Origin of the sequence: Streptomyces sp. BBFR2 (genome assembly GCF_044497305.1) — a bacterium.
In the GTDB taxonomy this organism is placed as follows: domain Bacteria; phylum Actinomycetota; class Actinomycetes; order Streptomycetales; family Streptomycetaceae; genus Streptomyces.
Genome location: NZ_CP172415.1, coordinates 1755848 through 1771368, shown reverse-complemented (window position 1 = coordinate 1771368; position 15521 = coordinate 1755848). Strand labels below are relative to the sequence as shown.

Genomic DNA, 15521 nt, shown 5'->3' with positions numbered 1-15521 from the left:
GCTTGAGGGAGTACGGAGGGACCTCAGATAAAAGGGGCGTTAAGGGCGAGCTCCGGCAAAATGCGGGGGAACTGTGTGCGCAGTGGAGCCAGATGTGCGCATGGTGTGTTTGTGGCGAGACAATTGCCTGCCGAAACGTTATGAACACAATCGACGGCGTGTTCAATGCCACAACTCATGACGCAACCGCCGGCACACCTGGGCACCACGCCGCGCGGGCGGGCCCGTCCGGAGAGTCTCCGGACGGACCCGGCGTCAGCGCAGGCGCGCCATGAGCGCGTGCTCGACGAGCGTGATCAGCGCGCTCTTCGCCTCGCCGCGCTGCCGCGCGTCGGTCGTGATGATCGGCGTACCCGGCCCGATCTGCAGCGCCTCCCGGACCTCTTCGGGCGTATGGGGCTGCTGCCCCTCGAATCCGTTGAGGGCGATGACGAAGGGGAGGCCGGAGTTCTCGAAGTAGTCGACGGCGGGGAAGCAGTCGGCGAGGCGGCGGGTGTCGACGAGGACGACGGCGCCGATGGCGCCGCGTACGAGGTCGTCCCACATGAACCAGAAGCGGTCCTGACCCGGCGTACCGAAGAGGTAGAGGATCAGGTCCTGGTCCAGGGTGATGCGGCCGAAGTCCATCGCCACGGTCGTCGTCGTCTTGTCCTGGACGTGGCTGAGGTCGTCGATCCCCGCCGACGCGGAGGTCATCACGGCCTCCGTACGCAGCGGGTTGATCTCCGAGACGGCCCCGACGAAGGTCGTCTTGCCCACGCCGAAACCGCCCGCCACCACGATCTTCGCCGAGGTGGTCGAACGGGCCGGGGCGCCTTCCCCGAACGCGGCGTCAGAGCTTGCGAAGTCCACTGAGCACCCTCTCCAGCAGCGTCACGTCCGGCGTACCGCCGGCCTCACCGCTGCCACCCGGCTGATGGATCGCCACCATCCCGGCCTCCGCCAGGTCGGCGACGAGAATGCGCGCCACCCCCAGCGGTATGTGCAGCAGCGCGGAGACCTCGGCGACCGACTTGACCTCACGGCACAGGTGGCAGATCCGCTGGTGCTCCGGCAGCAGGCCGGGTACCTGGGACGGATCGGCCGTGGTGCTGACCAGCGCCTCGATGGCGAGCTGGTAGCGCGGCCGGGTGCGGCCGCCCGTCATGGCGTAGGGACGCACCAGGGGCTGGTCGCCTTCGCCGCCGTACGACGCCTGACTGTAGGAATCGTAGGGGTCCGACGTGGGTGGCGGGGTCATGGGTCCTCCGGGCGAAACGGCTGTCTTGTGCGGGACAGCCGTCGGGTTGGGCCGGTGGCTGCTCGGCGGTGTACGGGACAGGTACTACGGCGGTTCAGTGCAACAGGCTGCCTTGGAGTTCGGCGCGTAGGTCGGGGGTGAGGACGTTGCCTGCGCGGTCGACCAGGAGGGCCATTTCGTAGCCGACGAGGCCGATGTCGCATTCGGGGTGGGCGAGGACGGCGAGGGAGGATCCGTCGGAGACGGACATGATGAAGAGGAAGCCGCGTTCCATCTCCACGACGGTTTGGTTGACGTTGCCGCCTTCGAAGATGCGGGAGGCGCCGGAGGTCAGCGAGGTGAGGCCGGAGGCCACTGCTGCCAGTTGGTCGGCTCGGTCCCGTGGGAAGCCTTCGGACATGGCGAGGAGGAGACCGTCCGCGGAGACCACGACCGTGTGGGAGACACCGGGGGTGTTGTCCACGAAGTTGGTGATCAACCAGTTCAGGTTCTGCGCCGCCTGGCTCATCGGACTCAACTAACGCTCCTGCTGGTGAGTGGGGTCCACGGTGCCGTGCTGCCCGGTGTCGCCACCGGCCTGCCGGCCCTGCTGGATACCCCGGCGAAGACTGGTCAGCCGGCCGCGCACGTCGCTGGGGGCGCGCGAGACCTGCGGACCGCTCTGGGCGGGCTGCTGCTGTGCGGTACCGGCGACGAGGTTGGCGCGCGGCACCCGGCGGGGCAGCCCCGACGTGGTCACCCCGCCGGCCGCGGGCTGACGGATCTGCTCCGCCTGCCGCCACGTCTCGTCGTTCGGCGAATTGCGCCAGCCGGTGGTGTCGAAGCCGCCGGCCGGGGTGTCGCCCAGGGCGTCCGCGGGCTCGGGAGCCCGCTGCGGATGCGGCGCCTCGGCGGGGGCCTGCGGCGGCACTCCGGCGGCGGCCGCCGCCGGGGTCTGGAACCAGTCCGACTCGATGGTGTCGAAGATCGGCGTCCGTCCGTCACCGGAACCGGCGGGCGACGCGTCGCCCAGCCAGTCCTCCGACGGCGCGGCCCGGGGCGCGGGCTCCGGCTGCGCCGGGACCTGGCCGGTGGTGTGCGGCGCCTCCGGGGCGGAGCCGAAGAGGCTGCCCGCCTGCGACGGGGCACCGGTCTCCCGCGGCGCGGCGGCCTCGGACCGTCCCGCACCGGCGTCCCGCACCGGAAGACCCGACGGGGTCTGCCCGAACCGCTCCGGAGCGGCGGGGCCGCCGGACAGCGGGAACTGACCGGTGTCGCCGGGCGCGGGGGCGTCGCCCCCGGGCGGCGGACCGTTGAAGTCGGGACGGGTGAAGGCCGTGGTGTCACCGGGCCCGCCGGTCGCCTCCGGCACCGGCCGCTCGAACGCGCCGGTGGTCTCGGGAGAGGCCGGCCGCTCGAACGTGCCCGTGGTCTCCGGGGCCGTCGGACGCGGGAAGGCACCCGAGGTCTCGGGGGAAACCGGCCGCTCGAACGTGCCCGTCGTCTCGGGCGCCGCCGGATGCGGGAAGGTGCCCGTCGTCTCCGGCGCGGCGGGGCGCTCGAACGTGCCCGTGGTCTCCGGCGCCGCCGGGCGCTCGAAGGTACCGGTGGTCTCCGGCTCCTCGTGGCCGCGCGGGGCGTCCTGGTTCGGGCGGGGCGCCAGCGGCCAGTCGTCGGTCGCGCCGCGGTCCCGGCGCACGCCCCAACTGGTGCCCGGCTGCGGGGAGTCGGCGGCCGGGGCGGACGGCTCGGCGGGGGAGGCGCCCAGCTCCGCGGCCGGGCCGCGGGCCGGCAGTTGCGGACGCGCGGCACGCTCCGGGGCGCCGGTGGGCGGCGCCACCGTCGGCGTCGCATCGGCGGCGGGTGCCTCACCGCGGTTGACGTTACGGGTGGGCAGTGCGGGACGGCCGCCGTCGGAGGGGGCGTTCGCCGCCCGTGCGCCGGAGCGTGAGGCGTCGGGAGCCGCGGGCGGCTGCGGAGCGGGGCCGCCGGAGGGCACCGGCCCGCCGAAGCCGCCCGGTCCGCCGAGGCCACCGGGCGCGGTGCGCCCGGGACCGCCGCGACCCGGCAGCGCGGGCCGCCCGGTGCCGCCGGGACCCGAACCGACCTGCCCGCGCGGCTGGAGCCCCGCGAGACGGCTCGTACCGCCGGAGCCGGAGCCGCCGCCGGAACCCGTACCGGGGCCGGAGCCCGTACCGCCCTCGGGCGCCTGGCCCTTCGCGGTGGACGGCGCGGGCTTCTTGCCGCCCTGCGCGACGTCGACGGGCAGCATGACCAGCGCGGTCGTACCGCCGGAGTCGGAGGGCCGAAGCTGGATCCGGATGCCGTGGCGCAGCGACAGGCGGCCGACCACGAACAGACCCATCCGGCGGGAGACCGAGACGTCCACGGTCGGCGGGCTGGCCAGCCGCTCGTTGATGGACGACAGGTCCTCGGGGGAGAGACCGATACCGGTGTCGTGGATCTCGACCAGCACCCGCCCGTCGGGCAGTGCGTGACCGGTCACCTTCACCTTGGTCTGCGGGGAGGAGAACGACGTCGCGTTCTCCAGCAGCTCCGCGAGCAGGTGGACGAGGTCGTTGACGACGCGCCCGGCGACCTCGGTCTGCGGTACGGAGCTCAGCTCGATGCGCTCGTACTGCTCCACCTCGGAGGCGGCGGCGCGGAGCACGTCGACCAGCGGCACCGGACGCGTCCAGCGGCGGCCCGGCTCCTCACCGGCGAGAACGAGGAGGTTCTCGCCGTTACGCCGCATACGCGTGGCGAGGTGGTCGAGCTTGAAGAGGGAGGAGAGCTGGTCCGGGTCGGCCTCGCGGGACTCCAGCTCGGAGATGAGCGAGAGCTGACGCTGAATCAGACCCTGGGAGCGGCGCGAGAGGTTGGTGAACATCGCGTTGACGTTGCCCCGCAGCAGCGCCTGCTCGGACGCCAGCCGGACCGCCTCGCGGTGCACGTCGTCGAAGGCCGCGGCCACCCGGCCGATCTCGTCCCGGCTGTGCACACCGACCGACTCGACGGAGGTGTCGACGTCCTGCGGGTCGGTGTCGGAGAGCTGCTTGACCAGCTCCGGAAGCCGCTCCTGGGCCACCTTCTGCGCGGTGTCCTGGAGCCGGCGCAGCGAGCGGACCATGGACCGCGCCACGACGAACGCGCCGACCAGCGAGACACCGAGGACGAGGAAGATCAGCGCACCGTTGATGATCGCTTCCTGCGTCGCCGCGTTGCGCAGCTCGCGGGACTTCTGCTCCATCTCGGTCAGCAGCGATGTCTCGATCCGGGACATCTCTTCGATCTTGACGGTGTCGGAGTCGTACCAGTCCAGGTACTTGTACTCCTGGCTCCGGATGCCGCTGCCGCTGGCGAAGGCGCGGTGCGCGAAGGCGACCGCCGCCTTGATCTCGTCGTTGTTGCCGTCCAGCCCGCGGGTGAGGGTGCCGGAGTTGCCCGCGTAGATCTGCGAGAAGCGGTCACGGGCCGCCTTCTCGTCGTCCTCGGCGGTACGGCCGGCGAGCCGGTCGTTGGCGGAGAGCTGGGGGCCGCCCTTGTGCGCGAGGCCGGCGCTGACCAGAGCACGCTGCATCGACGCGTACTCCTTGGCCGAGGAGAACGCGGCCAGCGCACGGGTCGACCGGATCATCTCCGGGTTGCTTGTCGCCTGCGCCATGTCCTGGGAGAGGGAGAGCAGCGACTCGATCAACTGGTTGTAGTTGCTGATGGTGCGCGCCGCGTTGCCGTCGTCCTTGTAGGCGCTGCTGCGGATCTCGTTGAGGGTGTTGAGCTGGCGGCCGATCTCCAGGACCGTCGCCCGCACACCGGTCATGTTGGCGTCGACGCCCTGGATGTTGCCGCTGTCCTGGTCGAACGCGATCCGCGCGCGGTCGGTGGCCTCCCGCGGCGCGACGACGTTGGCGTCGTCCTTGACGTTGCCCGAACCGGCCAGCGGGCCCGCCGACTTGTCCCGCTCGACCTGGAGCGCGTCGGCCAGCTCGGTGGCCTGCCGCGTCATGTCGGTGAGCATCTTCATCTTGTCCAGTTGCTCGATGTTCTCCATCGAGTCCTGGATACGGATGGCGCCCAGCGAGGTCGCGGCGACCACGGGCAGTGCGAGCAGGGAGATCAACCGGGTGCTGATGCGCCAGTTGCGCAACGAGACCCGGGAGCCGGGACCACCGGGGCCCGACTGCTCCTTGGCCGTTCCCCGGTCGGCGTCGCCGCCGTTCCGGTCGGACGGCACCGGGGCGCCCGCCGGACCGCCTCCCTGGGCACGCTGGGGAGAGGAGGCGCGGTCGGTCCCGCCGCGCGGCTCCGGCTCCGCCGCAGCTTCCCGGCCCTGGCGGGCCTGGGAAGGCTCCGTGCCATCCCTCTTGAAACGTCCCTGCACTAGCGTCGCAACCTCTGGACCAGGCGTCCCCCCGCGCGAGCGGCGGGACGGTGTCGAGTCGTGGGGGACCGCAAGTCCCCCGTGCGGTCGTGAATTGACCGGCGGACTTCCCCCTCTGGCCGAGAGAGCAGCTCCACCGCGCTGCGCCACATCGCGCTCTGCGCGCCGGTTGATACATGCGGCGGTCCGTGGAATTCCAGCACAGTGCCGGATCTCCAACAAGAGCGGAACCGCCCGCCGGGACATGGGTGACACACGGTGCGGGCCACGTCACGACACGTAGAGGGATCCATGGTCGATAACGGACTTTTAACCTCGAACCGCTTCGATCGCTCCGCTGTCCCAGGTGCGGTGATCAGCGGCGAAATGAAGCCCACTGAAGGGCTATGCCCCTTTTCTCCCTTGATGTTGATCATGGGAATTGCGGCATTTGTCACACCCTCAGTGAGGAAACTCACAAGGAGATCGGCGACTTTCCCCCCGCATCGCAGGGAATGGCCCGCTTAGTCTGATGCTTTACACAGACGGTCGGCGCGTCCAGGGCACCTCGCGTGACCTGCCCGTTCCCGTGATTCCGTGCATCCGCGGAAAGCGATCGGCAGCGGTCCGCACCGGCCACCCCGTCCGATGCATCCGATCTACGCGAGGCGTGAAGCAGTGAAGACCACGATGATGTTCCGCAACATAGCCAACCCGCGGCGCACCACGCTGGCGCACCTCAAGGACGCCGACGAGCTGACCGCCGCCACCCCGGCCCCGGAGCACGTCGCGGAGCTGCCCACGCAGACCGCCAACCCCCGCCGTACCGTCCTGATGACCGCCCCCGGCCAGGACACCACGGCGTAATCCGGCAGCGGGCGGGCCGCGCCCCCGCGTTAGCCTGGAGTGTCCACTCCGGCCAGTGATCAATGAGGGGCAGCGGCACCCGTGCGCATCGCCAGATTCTCCATCGACGGCAACGTCGGCTTCGGCGTCCTAGAGAACGACGAGATCGACGTCATCAAGGGACACCCCTTCGCGGAGTTCGAGCGCTCCGGCCGGAAGGTCCCCCTCGACAAGGTCCGTCTGCTGCCGCCGGTGCTGCCCAACAAGGTCGTCGCGGTCGGCCGCAACTACGCCGCCCACGCCGCCGAGCTGGGCAACGACGTCCCCGACGCCCCGTTCACCTTCTTCAAGCCCTCCACCTCCGTGGTCGGCCCCGGTGACCCCATCGCGTACCCCTCCTTCTCCGAGGAGGTGCACCACGAAGCGGAGCTGGCCGTCGTCATCGGCCGGATGTGCCGCGAGGTGCCCCGCGAGCGCGTCAAGGACGTCATCCTCGGCTACACCTGCGCCAACGACGTCACCGCGCGTGACGTCCAGCGCCGCGAGAAGCAGTGGGCGCGCGCCAAGGGCTTCGACACCTCCTGCCCGCTCGGCCCCTGGGTCGAGACCGAGCTGGACCCGTCCGACCTGACCATCCAGTGCACCGTCAACGGCGAACAGCGTCAGTTGGGCCGGACGAGTGAGATGGTCCGCTCCGTCGAGGACCTGATCGTCCACATCACCGAGGCGATGACGCTGCTCCCCGGCGACGTCGTCCTCACGGGCACCCCGGCCGGGGTCGGCCCGCTCACCGTCGGCGACGAGGTCGCCGTCACCATCGAAGGCATCGGCACTCTCACCAACAAGGTGATCAAGCGTGGCTAACGCGACCCCCGTCCGCGTCCGTTTCTGTCCCTCCCCGACCGGCAACCCCCACGTGGGACTGGTCCGCACCGCCCTGTTCAACTGGGCGTTCGCGCGCCACCACCAGGGCACCCTGGTCTTCCGCATCGAGGACACCGACGCGGCCCGCGACTCCGAGGAGTCCTACCAGCAGCTTCTGGACTCCATGAAGTGGCTGGGTTTCGACTGGGACGAGGGCCCCGAGATCGGCGGCCCGCACGCGCCCTACCGCCAGTCGCAGCGCATGGACCTCTACAAGGAGGTCGCCGGCAAGCTGCTCGCCGGCGGCTACGCCTACCCCTGCTACTGCACCACCGAGGAGCTGGACGCCCGCCGCGAGGCCGCCCGCAAGGCCGGCAAGCCCTCCGGCTACGACGGCACCTGCCGCTCCCTGAGCGAGGAGCAGAAGGCCGCCTACGAGGCCGAGGGCCGCGCCTCGATCATCCGCTTCCGGATGCCCGACGAGCCGATCACCTTCACCGACCTGGTCCGCGGTGAGCTGACCTTCACCCCGGAGAACGTCCCGGACTACGGCATCGTCCGGGCCAACGGCGCCCCGCTCTACACGCTCGTCAACCCCGTCGACGACGCGCTGATGGACATCACCCACGTCCTGCGCGGCGAGGACCTGCTCTCCTCCACGCCCCGCCAGATCGCCCTCTACAAGGCGCTCATCGAGCTGGGCTACGCCAAGGACATCCCCGCCTTCGGCCACCTGCCGTACGTCATGGGCGAGGGCAACAAGAAGCTCTCCAAGCGTGACCCGCAGGCGTCCCTCAACCTCTACCGCGAGCGCGGCTTCCTCCCCGAGGGCCTGCTCAACTACCTCGCGCTGCTGGGCTGGTCGTTCTCCGCCGACCAGGACATCTTCTCCGTGGCCGAGCTGGTCGAGAAGTTCGACATCGCGGACGTCAACGCCAACCCGGCCCGCTTCGACCTCAAGAAGGCCGAGGCGATCAACGCCGACCACATCCGGCGGCTGGACCTCCCGTCCTTCATCGCCGCCTGTGAGCCCTGGCTGACGGCCCCGCACGCCAACTGGGCGCCCGAGGACTTCGACCGGGCCGCCTGGGAGGCCATCGCCCCGCACGCCCAGACCCGGCTGACGGTCCTGTCGGACATCACCGCCAACGTCGACTTCCTGTTCCGCAAGGAGCCGGTCGAGGACGAGGCGTCCTGGACGAAGGCGATGAAGGGCGACCCGGTGGCGCTGCTCACCACCGCCCGCGCCAAGCTGCTGGACGCCGACTGGACCAGCCCCGAGGCGCTGAAGAACGCCGTCCTCGCCGCCGGTGAGGAGCACGGCCTCAAGCTCGGAAAGGCCCAGGCGCCGGTCCGCGTCGCGGTCACCGGCCGCACCGTCGGCCTGCCGCTCTTCGAGTCCCTGGAGATCCTGGGCAAGGAGCGCACCCTCGCCCGCATCGACGCGGCCCTGGCCAAGCTCGCGGCGGCCTGACCCGCACCCGCCCCGCCCCGGGGCCCGGAAGCCGTCCGCTTCCGGGCCCCGGGGCGTTTTCCGTACGGGACGGGCGTACGCGGGCGAACTCCGCGCGCAGGGGGAATCGGGTCGTCCGGTTCCCCGGCGCCGGACAGCGGGCCGCACAGGGCCGGGACGGGCCCGCCGGGCGCCCCGGCCGTCCCGGTCGGCGCCTGGAGTCGCCCGGGACGCTCCGGGCCGCCCTGGGCCGTCCCGTGGCCCCGCACGGAGCCCCCGCGCAGCTCCGCGGGCTTATCGGTTTTGGAGCCCCGTCCACCTTCGGGTAATGTTCTTTCTGCGCCGCCCGGGAGGGCCGAGAGGCCCGGCCGGAAAGCGCAAGCCGAACAAAATCCCCACCGGGGGTTGCGTTCTGGTGGGCTATGGTGTAATTGGCAGCACGACTGATTCTGGTTCAGTTAGTCTAGGTTCGAGTCCTGGTAGCCCAGCAAGAGATCTTCCTCATCGAGGAATTCGCGGTCTCTTGAGTGCAGTATCAGGCCCCCGTTGTGTAGCGGCCTAGCACGCCGCCCTCTCAAGGCGGTAGCGCCGGTTCGAATCCGGTCGGGGGTACAGATCCTTTCTTTCCGTCACCTTCGGGTCGCTCCCGGATGTGCCGATGTGAGGATCGCTAGGGCCCCCGTTGTGTAGCGGCCTAGCACGCCGCCCTCTCAAGGCGGTAGCGCCGGTTCGAATCCGGTCGGGGGTACTGGTCTAAATCACCATGGGCTATGGTGTAATTGGCAGCACGAGTGATTCTGGTTCATTTAGTCTAGGTTCGAGTCCTGGTAGCCCAGCGCAGCACAGTCACATGATGTGGCTCAACTGCAAAAGCAAGCCCCCGTTGTGTAGCGGCCTAGCACGCCGCCCTCTCAAGGCGGTAGCGCCGGTTCGAATCCGGTCGGGGGTACGCATAGAGAAAAAGGCCCCTGCTTCGGCAGGGGCCTTTTTCGTCTGCGGAATTCCGGAGGGAATCCGCGCGCCTTTCGCGCGGTGTTCCGTCTCACAATCCGTAGCGGCGGGCCGATTCCTCTTCCTGCGCCACCCGGTGCAGGGCGAGCAGTACCGGCTCCCGGAGGATCGCGGCGGCCACGGCCGTCTCCGCCCGCTCCGCGTCGTCCGGCAGCGCCTCCAGGGCGTCGAAGTCATGGCCGGCGACGGACGCCATCTGCCGTGCGTACGGCGTGAGTTCGGCCACGGTCACCGGGTAGCCCAGTTCCAGGAGGCGGGCCAGCGGGGTCACCAGGGCGCGGTAGGCGGGGGAGAGGGAACCGATCGCGCGGGCGAAATCCCAGCCCAGTTCCGTCAGCAGGCTCTCCACCAGCGCCTGGGCCTCGCGTGTCGTGGGGGCGTGCGGATCGGCCTCCGGGGCGCCGGGCAGGGCCCACAGGGCCGCTCCCAGCCGGGTGGTGCGGCCCAGGCTGTCGTCGTCGACCGCGGCCAGTACCTCGCGGACCGTCGCCACCGGCACTTTGCCCACCTGGATCAGTGCCCGGATCAGGCGCAGGCGCCGCAGGTGGGAGGCGTCGTACTCGGAGCGCGTCGCGGTGATCCGCCTGCCCTGCGGCAGGAGGCGCTCGCGCAGGTAGTACTTGATCGTGGCGGTGGATACCCCGCTGTGCTCGCTGAGTTCGGAGAGTCGCATCCCTTGTGGCCCTTCCTGGACAGTGGCACTATCCAATCATTGGGCAGTGGCGCTATCCAACAAGGGGGCAGTATGAGCGGCGGAATTCATCCCGGTCGGGTCACGGCGGACACCGACGGGGAGGTCGTCATCTTTCTCATCGGTATGCGGATACACCATTTCTGGGCGGTCCACCGGTGGCTGCCGGTCTTCCTCGCGATGCCGCGGATGCTGAAGGAGCTGGGCCGCGACCGGTCGGCCGGACTGCTCCACCACCGGCTGGTGGGCGCACCGCCCCGGTCGTACGAGGTCGTGCAGTACTGGGAGTCCAAGGAGAAGCTGCTGGCGTACGCGGTGGCGCCGGAGCGGCGGCACCGCCCGGCGTGGGCCCGGTTCAACCGCCGCGCGCGGCAGGGCGAGGGGCACGTCGGCATCTGGCACGAGACCTATGTGGTGCCGGCGGGGAGCTACGAGACGATCTACGGGGACATGACCGCGTACGGGCTCGGCGCGGCGTACGGGGTGCGGTCGCTGCGGGACGGGGTGCAGGCCCCGGAGCGGCTGGGTGCCTGACGGTCCCGGCGCGCGCATGAGGCGGGCCGTGGCCCGGGGAGCCGCCTTCGGCGGGGGTTCCCCGGGCCACGGCCCGTAGGGGGAGCGGGGGGCTCTCAGCCGGTGCGGCGCAGGCCCTCGGAGAGGCGGGCGGCGGCGTCGATCACGGCCTGGGCGTGCATCCGGCCCGGGTGGCGGGTCAGGCGCTCGATCGGGCCGGAGACGGAGACGGCGGCGACGACGCGGTTCGAGGGGCCGCGGACCGGCGCCGAGACGGAGGCCACGCCCGGCTCCCGCTCGCCGATGGACTGGGCCCAGCCGCGGCGGCGTACACCGGAGAGCGCGGTGGCGGTGAAGCGGGCGCCCTGGAGGCCGCGGTGGAGCCGCTCGGGCTCCTCCCACGCCATGAGGATCTGCGCCGCGGAGCCGGCCTTCATGGGGAGGGTGGAGCCTACGGGGACGGTGTCCCGCAGGCCGGACAGCCGTTCCGCCGCCGCCACGCAGATCCGCATGTCGCCCTGGCGACGGTAGAGCTGGGCGCTCTCGCCCGTCACGTCGCGCAGATGTGTGAGCACCGGTCCGGCCGTCGCCAGCAGGCGGTCCTCACCGGCCGCCGCGGCCAGTTCGGACAGCCGGGGGCCGAGTATGAACCGGCCCTGCATATCCCTCGCCACCATCCGGTGGTGTTCCAGAGCCACGGCCAGCCGATGGGCCGTGGGTCGTGCGAGCCCGGTCGCCGCGACCAGCCCGGCGAGGGTGGCCGGACCGGACTCCAGAGCGCTCAATACGAGAGCCGCCTTGTCGAGAACGCCGACGCCGCTAGAGTTGTCCATGCAACGATACTTGCGTCTCACAGTGTGAAACGCAAGTTCAATTTTCCGTGGAAGTCGTCACTCTGTAGCCACGGCCCTCGACCAGGGCCCGGTGCGGGGCCCGACACGGGGGTGCGGGGACCGTGCGCACAGGACGAGTTGGGCCGGCGATGCGGCCGGCCGGAGGGAAAGCGATGGGACGGACACTCGCGGAGAAGGTCTGGGACGACCACGTCGTCCGGCGCGCGGAAGGCGAGCCCGACCTCCTCTTCATCGATCTGCACCTGCTGCACGAGGTCACCAGCCCGCAGGCGTTCGACGGGCTCCGCAAGGCCGGACGCCAGGTGCGCCGTACGGACCTCACCATCGCCACCGAGGACCACAACACCCCGACCCTCGACATCGACAAGCCGATCGCCGACCCGGTCTCGCGCACCCAGTTGGAGACGCTGCGCAAGAACTGCGCAGAGTTCGGCGTGCGGCTGCACCCGCTGGGCGACGTCGAGCAGGGCGTTGTCCACGTGGTGGGACCGCAGTTGGGACTGACGCAGCCGGGCACCACCGTGGTCTGCGGTGACAGCCACACCTCCACGCACGGCGCGTTCGGCGCGCTGGCGTTCGGCATCGGCACCAGCCAGGTCGAGCACGTCCTCGCCACCCAGACGCTGCCGCTGGCGCCCTTCAAGACCATGGCGATCACCGTCGAGGGCGAGCTGCCCGACGGCGTCACCGCCAAGGACCTGATCCTGGCGATCATCGCGAAGATCGGCACCGGCGGCGGTCAGGGCTACGTCCTGGAGTACCGCGGCTCCGCCATCGAGAAGCTGTCGATGGAAGCCCGGATGACCATCTGCAACATGTCGATCGAGGCGGGCGCCCGGGCCGGCATGATCGCCCCGGACGACACCACCTTCGCCTACCTGCGCGGACGGGACCACGCTCCCGAGGGCGCCGACTGGGACGACGCCGTCGCGTACTGGCGCACGCTGCGCACCGACGACGACGCGGTCTTCGACGCCGAGGTCGTCATCGACGCCGCCGAGCTGGCGCCGTTCGTCACCTGGGGCACCAACCCGGGCCAGGGCGCACCGCTGAGCGCGAGCGTCCCCGACCCCGCTTCGTACGAGGACGCCTCGGAGCGGATGGCGGCCGAAAAGGCCCTGGAATACATGGGGTTGACGGCGGGTCAGCCGCTGCGCGAGATCGGTGTGGACACGGTCTTCGTAGGTTCCTGCACCAACGGCCGGATCGAGGATCTGCGCTCCGCGGCCTCGGTCCTGGAAGGCCGTTCGGTCGCCGACGGGGTGCGGATGCTCGTCGTGCCCGGCTCGGTGCGCGTCGCGCTCCAGGCGGTCGAGGAGGGGCTGGACAAGGTCTTCACCGCGGCGGGGGCCGAATGGCGGCACGCCGGTTGCTCGATGTGCCTGGGCATGAACCCCGACCAGTTGGCGCCGGGTGAGCGCTCCGCGTCCACCTCCAACCGCAACTTCGAGGGGCGGCAGGGCAAGGGCGGCCGCACCCACCTGGTCTCGCCGCAGGTCGCCGCCGCCACCGCGGTGCTCGGGCACCTGGCCTCGCCCGCCGACCTGGCCGACACCGACGTTCGTACGCCCGCGGGAGTCTGAGGAACCATGGAAGCTTTCACCACCCACACCGGCCGGGCCGTGCCGCTGCGCCGCAGCAACGTCGACACCGACCAGATCATCCCGGCCCACTGGCTGAAGAAGGTCACCCGCGACGGCTTCGAGGACGGGCTCTTCGAGGCGTGGCGCAAGGACCCGCAGTTCGTCCTCAACCAGGAGGCGTACAAGGGCGCCACGGTGCTCGTCGCGGGCCCGGACTTCGGCACCGGCTCCTCGCGTGAGCACGCCGTCTGGGCGCTCCAGAACTACGGCTTCAAGGCCGTCATCTCCTCGCGGTTCGCGGACATCTTCCGCGGCAACTCCCTCAAGAACGGCCTGCTGACGGTGGTCCTGCCGCAGGAGACCGTCGAGCGGCTGCAGCACCTGGCCGAGGAGGACCCCACCGCCGAGGTGACCGTCGACCTGGTCGCGCGCAAGGTGCTCGCCCCGGGTGTGGAGGCCGACTTCGCGCTGGACGAGAACGCGCGGTGGCGTCTGCTGGAGGGGCTGGACGACATCAGCCTCACCCTCCGGGAGGAGCCGGCCATCGCCGCGTACGAGGCGAACAGGCCCGCATTCAAGCCGCGGACCCAGGCGGCCTGACCTCGGGCTTTTGGCTCAAAGACATATTGCGTACGATGCGCCCCCTGTGCAGTTGGCAGGGGGCGCATCGGCGTGTTCAGGCGTCTGTTGAGGCCCCGTGAAGCGACAACTCGCCGCAGATGGCACAATTAGCGCATGGAACGCGACGGCCAACTCCAGCTCTACGGTTACGTCGCCGACCAGCTCAAGGACGCACACGCAAGAGTGCGGACACTGCAAGTCCCGGAGGGCGTACGGATGGCGCTGACCCGGAAGCTGCTCGTCATCACGGCCGCGGCACAACACGATCTTGCGAACGCGGCAAGGCGTCTGGAGCGGTTCATGACCGACCTCGACGAAGGTCGTTATCCCCAGGACGTGCACACCGACGGAAGTGCGTGAGGTCGAGTGCGTTGCGGCACAAGGGTGATTAGCCCGTTTCGTGTTTGATTTGCGGTATATATCTGCCTAACGTGCGAAAAAGCTTGGAATCTATCGTTCCAGCAATGTCTCCGAAGGGGAAGACGTGAACAAGGCGCAGCTCGTAGAAGCCATTGCCGACAAGCTCGGTGGCCGTCAGAACGCCGCGGACGCGGTGGACGCCGTACTGGACGCAATCGTCCGTGCAGTTGTCGCCGGCGACCGCGTTTCGGTCACCGGATTCGGGTCGTTCGAGAAGGTCGACCGCCCGGCCCGTTACGCCCGCAACCCGCAGACCGGCGAGCGCGTGCGGGTCAAGAAGACCTCGGTGCCGCGTTTCCGCGCGGGCCAGGGATTCAAGGACCTGGTGAGCGGTTCCAAGAAGCTCCCCAAGAACGATGTGGCCGTCAAGAAGGCACCCAAGGGCAGCCTCTCGGGCGGCGCTTCCACGCGGACGACGGTGAAGAAGGCGGCCGCCAAGAAGGCCACCACCGCCAAGAAGACCACGGCGAAGAAGACGACCGCCGCGGCGAAGAAGACCACCGCCGCGAAGAAGACCACCACCGCCAAGAAGGCGACCCCGGCGAAGAAGACCACCGCCGCCGCCAAGAAGACCACGGCGGCGAAGAAGACCACCGCGAAGAAGGCCGCCCCGGCGAAGAAGACCGCCACCGCCGCCAAGAAGACCACGGCGAAGAAGACGGCGCCCGCGAAGAAGACCACCGCGAAGAAGGCCCCCGCGAAGAAGACCACGGCACGCAAGACCGCCGCGAAGAAGACCACCGCCCGCAAGCGGTAATCCCCCGAGCGATGACGCCTCGCGCCGGGCCGGTCTCCCTCCGGGGAGCCCGGCCCGCGGCGCGTGGCACCGGCGCCGGTTCACCGGGCCCGGTGGTCTCCCTTAGGCTCAAGGCCATGCAGGCCACCGCGTACACCTACGACGCAGACTCCCGTTCCGGCAGCGTGCTGCTCGACGACGGCACCCCCGTGCCCTTCGACGCCGCCGCCTTCGACGCCGGGGGCCTGCGCCTGCTGCGCCCCGGCCAGCGGGTGCGGATCGAAACCACCGGCGAGGGCGACGCCCGCCGGATCACACTCCTGACGCTCCAGACCTTCTGAAGGCGCCGC

15 protein-coding genes and 5 tRNA genes are annotated in these 15521 nt (G+C 70.4%); 14 read left to right on the top strand and 6 right to left on the bottom strand.

From position 1 onward, the window contains the following. Positions 1-255: 255 nt before the first annotated feature. The 4 genes from ACGH2B_RS06315 to ACGH2B_RS06300 all read right to left on the bottom strand — a co-directional run bounded on the left by ACGH2B_RS06315 (position 256) and on the right by ACGH2B_RS06300 (position 5600). Entirely contained in the window at positions 256-852 is a 597-nt protein-coding gene (locus ACGH2B_RS06315; RefSeq protein WP_399085342.1) for a GTP-binding protein, read from the bottom strand. Next, the gene (locus ACGH2B_RS06310) at positions 833-1240 is read right to left on the bottom strand and encodes a DUF742 domain-containing protein (RefSeq protein ID WP_399085339.1); all 408 of its coding nucleotides are present in this window, start codon (positions 1238-1240) and stop codon (positions 833-835) included. Before ACGH2B_RS06310 ends, ACGH2B_RS06315 begins: the two co-directional genes overlap by 20 nt. 94 nt (positions 1241-1334) lie before the next feature. Further along, complete coding sequence (locus tag ACGH2B_RS06305) at positions 1335-1748, bottom strand: roadblock/LC7 domain-containing protein (RefSeq protein ID WP_359040928.1); 414 nt, start codon at positions 1746-1748, stop codon at positions 1335-1337. Positions 1749-1757: 9 nt separating this feature from the next. Then, positions 1758-5600: a nitrate- and nitrite sensing domain-containing protein gene (locus tag ACGH2B_RS06300; RefSeq protein ID WP_399085336.1), complete on the bottom strand. Its 3843-nt coding sequence runs from the start codon at positions 5598-5600 to the stop codon at positions 1758-1760. 657 nt (positions 5601-6257) lie between these two features. Between ACGH2B_RS06300 and ACGH2B_RS06295 the strand changes: the two genes are divergently transcribed. From ACGH2B_RS06295 to ACGH2B_RS06260, 8 genes are all read left to right on the top strand, one after another. Next, positions 6258-6446, top strand: coding sequence for a hypothetical protein (locus tag ACGH2B_RS06295; protein ID WP_399085333.1), 189 nt, complete (start codon positions 6258-6260; stop codon positions 6444-6446). A gap of 81 nt (positions 6447-6527) precedes the next feature. Next, entirely contained in the window at positions 6528-7289 is a 762-nt protein-coding gene (locus ACGH2B_RS06290) for a fumarylacetoacetate hydrolase family protein (RefSeq protein ID WP_399085330.1), read from the top strand. After that, entirely contained in the window at positions 7282-8763 is a 1482-nt protein-coding gene (gene gltX, locus ACGH2B_RS06285) for a glutamate--tRNA ligase (RefSeq protein WP_399085327.1), read from the top strand. The genes ACGH2B_RS06290 and gltX overlap by 8 nt, the downstream gene beginning before the upstream one ends. 395 nt (positions 8764-9158) lie before the next feature. After that, positions 9159-9230 (top strand) — tRNA-Gln (locus ACGH2B_RS06280). Positions 9231-9281: 51 nt separating this feature from the next. Further along, a tRNA-Glu gene (locus tag ACGH2B_RS06275) sits at positions 9282-9354 on the top strand. A gap of 63 nt (positions 9355-9417) precedes the next feature. Then, positions 9418-9490, top strand: a tRNA-Glu gene (locus ACGH2B_RS06270). 16 nt (positions 9491-9506) lie between these two features. Next, a tRNA-Gln gene (locus ACGH2B_RS06265) sits at positions 9507-9578 on the top strand. A 40-nt stretch (positions 9579-9618) separates the two neighbouring features. Then, a tRNA-Glu gene (locus ACGH2B_RS06260) sits at positions 9619-9691 on the top strand. A gap of 93 nt (positions 9692-9784) precedes the next feature. Here the strand turns inward: ACGH2B_RS06260 and ACGH2B_RS06255 are convergent. Beyond that, a complete protein-coding gene (locus ACGH2B_RS06255; protein ID WP_399085324.1) occupies positions 9785-10426 on the bottom strand; it encodes a MerR family transcriptional regulator in 642 nt (213 codons plus the stop codon). 72 nt (positions 10427-10498) lie between these two features. On the opposite strand from ACGH2B_RS06255, the gene ACGH2B_RS06250 reads away from it, so the two are divergent. Further along, positions 10499-10978 (top strand): DUF4188 domain-containing protein, encoded by a 480-nt coding sequence (locus ACGH2B_RS06250; protein WP_399085321.1) that lies wholly within the window; start codon positions 10499-10501, stop codon positions 10976-10978. Between the two features lie 95 nt (positions 10979-11073). Here the strand turns inward: ACGH2B_RS06250 and ndgR are convergent, their stop codons facing one another. Next, positions 11074-11790: an IclR family transcriptional regulator NdgR gene (gene ndgR, locus ACGH2B_RS06245; RefSeq protein ID WP_026169203.1), complete on the bottom strand. Its 717-nt coding sequence runs from the start codon at positions 11788-11790 to the stop codon at positions 11074-11076. Positions 11791-11963: 173 nt separating this feature from the next. Between ndgR and leuC the strand changes: the two genes are divergently transcribed. The 5 genes from leuC to ACGH2B_RS06220 all read left to right on the top strand — a co-directional run bounded on the left by leuC (position 11964) and on the right by ACGH2B_RS06220 (position 15512). Then, a complete protein-coding gene (gene leuC, locus ACGH2B_RS06240; RefSeq protein WP_399085318.1) occupies positions 11964-13394 on the top strand; it encodes a 3-isopropylmalate dehydratase large subunit in 1431 nt (476 codons plus the stop codon). A gap of 6 nt (positions 13395-13400) precedes the next feature. After that, positions 13401-13994 carry a 3-isopropylmalate dehydratase small subunit gene (leuD, locus tag ACGH2B_RS06235; RefSeq protein WP_399085316.1) on the top strand — a complete coding sequence of 198 codons (594 nt, stop codon included), beginning with the start codon at positions 13401-13403 and terminating at the stop codon, positions 13992-13994. Between the two features lie 135 nt (positions 13995-14129). After that, positions 14130-14375 carry a hypothetical protein gene (locus tag ACGH2B_RS06230; RefSeq protein WP_399085313.1) on the top strand — a complete coding sequence of 82 codons (246 nt, stop codon included), beginning with the start codon at positions 14130-14132 and terminating at the stop codon, positions 14373-14375. 124 nt (positions 14376-14499) lie between these two features. Then, entirely contained in the window at positions 14500-15192 is a 693-nt protein-coding gene (locus ACGH2B_RS06225; protein ID WP_399085310.1) for an HU family DNA-binding protein, read from the top strand. Between the two features lie 116 nt (positions 15193-15308). Then, on the top strand, positions 15309-15512 hold the full coding sequence (locus ACGH2B_RS06220; RefSeq protein ID WP_399096760.1) for a hypothetical protein: 204 nt from the start codon (positions 15309-15311) through the stop codon (positions 15510-15512). Positions 15513-15521: the final 9 nt, after the last annotated feature.

Excerpts from the sequence above, each read along its gene's own strand:
- leuD (WP_399085316.1), top strand. The coding sequence starts at position 13,401 with ATGGAAGCTTTCACCACCCACACCGGCCGGGCCGTGCCGCTGCGCCGC.
- ACGH2B_RS06250 (WP_399085321.1), top strand. The coding sequence starts at position 10,499 with ATGAGCGGCGGAATTCATCCCGGTCGGGTCACGGCGGACACCGACGGG.
- ACGH2B_RS06220 (WP_399096760.1), top strand. The coding sequence starts at position 15,309 with ATGCAGGCCACCGCGTACACCTACGACGCAGACTCCCGTTCCGGCAGC.
- ACGH2B_RS06255 (WP_399085324.1), bottom strand. The coding sequence starts at position 10,426 with ATGCGACTCTCCGAACTCAGCGAGCACAGCGGGGTATCCACCGCCACG.
- ACGH2B_RS06230 (WP_399085313.1), top strand. The coding sequence starts at position 14,130 with ATGGAACGCGACGGCCAACTCCAGCTCTACGGTTACGTCGCCGACCAG.
- ACGH2B_RS06305 (WP_359040928.1), bottom strand. The coding sequence starts at position 1,748 with ATGAGCCAGGCGGCGCAGAACCTGAACTGGTTGATCACCAACTTCGTG.
- ACGH2B_RS06310 (WP_399085339.1), bottom strand. The coding sequence starts at position 1,240 with ATGACCCCGCCACCCACGTCGGACCCCTACGATTCCTACAGTCAGGCG.
- ndgR (WP_026169203.1), bottom strand. The coding sequence starts at position 11,790 with ATGGACAACTCTAGCGGCGTCGGCGTTCTCGACAAGGCGGCTCTCGTA.
- leuC (WP_399085318.1), top strand. The coding sequence starts at position 11,964 with ATGGGACGGACACTCGCGGAGAAGGTCTGGGACGACCACGTCGTCCGG.